This window comes from Prevotella sp. C561, assembly GCF_000224595.1.
GTDB lineage: Bacteria > Bacteroidota > Bacteroidia > Bacteroidales > Bacteroidaceae > Prevotella > Prevotella jejuni.
In genome coordinates this window covers 1-1,626 of the sequence record NZ_JH114178.1, presented here as the reverse complement: position 1 = coordinate 1,626, position 1,626 = coordinate 1, and the positions used below count along the sequence as shown (strand labels likewise).

Genomic DNA, 1,626 nt, shown 5'->3' with positions numbered 1-1,626 from the left:
CGTAACACTGATAGAGCGTAGTACAAACATGTTGTTTATGAGAAAACTAAAGAAGGGGAAAAATGCCAAAGAACTGGCACGAACTGTAATACACTTACTATCTCCTTTCAAAGACCATATCAAGTCTATTACAACTGACAATGGTACAGAATTCGCTTGTCATGAAATGATAGCCAAAAGCCTTGGTGTTACCATATATTTTGCTGACCCATACGCTTCATGGCAGAAAGGCGCTATAGAAAATGCTAACGGACTAATTAGGCAATACGTGCCAAAAAAAGAAACCTTTGAGCATATCAGCCAGCAACAAATAACTAAGTATTCAAAGAAAATTAACATGAGGCCAAGAAAGAAATTAGATTTTAAAACACCACAGGACTGCTTTTACGAACTAATTAAGTAAATTTGCACTTGCTTGTTGAATTCACGCTATGATTCTTTCGAGAACGAAATGAAAGACTCTTTGCTTTATTATACATTATGGTCATGGTTTGGTGGGGGAAAATCATTTACTATTAGCCCTGCTTCTTCTCTGTTTTGTACTCATAAGGTAAGTACAAAAATAAAAAGAATCGGTAAAGAGACTTTAGCTAATGGTGTTTTAGAGTTGACACAACAAGGCGAAGGTTTAATAAACGACATAGATAGTATAGAAGAACAATACAAGAGAGAGATTCTTCCCTTAACTAATCATGCTGTATTTGACTACCAATACCATATAGAGACTAAATATCTATGTTCAGACAAACAATTGGATTTCTTCGACACTGCACAAACGATAATACATGAGCAAGCAAGTGAGAGTTACTCATATATTACTCAGATAGAGTTTAAAATAGAAGGATTAGTATTATGAGTTTACAATATATACAAGACAAAGATATCACAGTATGCACACTTGGTGCACATCAGGCTTTGATTAAAGTAACAAGCCAAAATAGTGTCAAACGTAGTAATGGGAAGCTACTTGCTACGGAGAATGACAGAATGGGCGAATGTTATGGATGCTATAAGACGCCAGATTTCATCAGTGTGCTTGCAACTGTATTGATGAATATGACTCTCTTTACCTCTGTTCTATGTCTGCGTGCCGCAATAGGTGGAGCTTTAGCAGGATTAGTAGTCGGTGCACTGAGAGGTTTGCGAGCAGGAAAAGATGCATCCAAGGATATGGGGTTCTTTAATAAAGTTGGCACTATGATTAGTGCAACAGTTCAAGGTGCCCAAGTAGGAAGTACTGCCGGTGCTGTGCTTGGTGCAGTGGGAATGTACTCTTTCCTGCATGGAAAAGTATCAAAGATGGTTCAAAATGTGATAATGCCAAATATCTGCGCCGCATATACAAAGATGTCTACTTGGACAAGAGTAAATTCATCCGTGAAAATCAGTGGTCAGAAAGCCTTACTTGAAGGAGCTATGTTGAATTGCATACAAGGAGGACTTATAACTATCATAAAACCTGACTTTTCTGAAGCCGCTAAAATGTTAGTCTTAAGTTACTTTGCTTATAATCGAACGACAAAAAAGAAAGATAAGGATTATGACATGGACGAGGCTATGGATGGGCTAAGCCCTAAACAACAAGCTATGCTTAAGAATAAGGATGAAAAACTTGAGGGGTATGAG

The 1,626-nt window shown here is 37.5% G+C and carries 3 protein-coding genes; all 3 read left to right on the top strand.

What is annotated here, in order from left to right; translation table 11 throughout:
- Positions 1-403 (top strand): IS30 family transposase (locus HMPREF0666_RS15820; protein WP_009013315.1); only part of this gene is annotated, 403 nt, incomplete at its 5' end.
- 48 nt (positions 404-451) lie between these two features.
- Positions 452-856 (top strand): hypothetical protein, encoded by a 405-nt coding sequence (locus tag HMPREF0666_RS15815; protein ID WP_232214155.1) that lies wholly within the window; start codon positions 452-454, stop codon positions 854-856.
- On the top strand, positions 853-1,626 hold a 774-nt coding region (locus tag HMPREF0666_RS15810), incomplete at its 3' end, for a PAAR-like protein (RefSeq protein ID WP_009013396.1). The genes HMPREF0666_RS15815 and HMPREF0666_RS15810, both read left to right, overlap by 4 nt.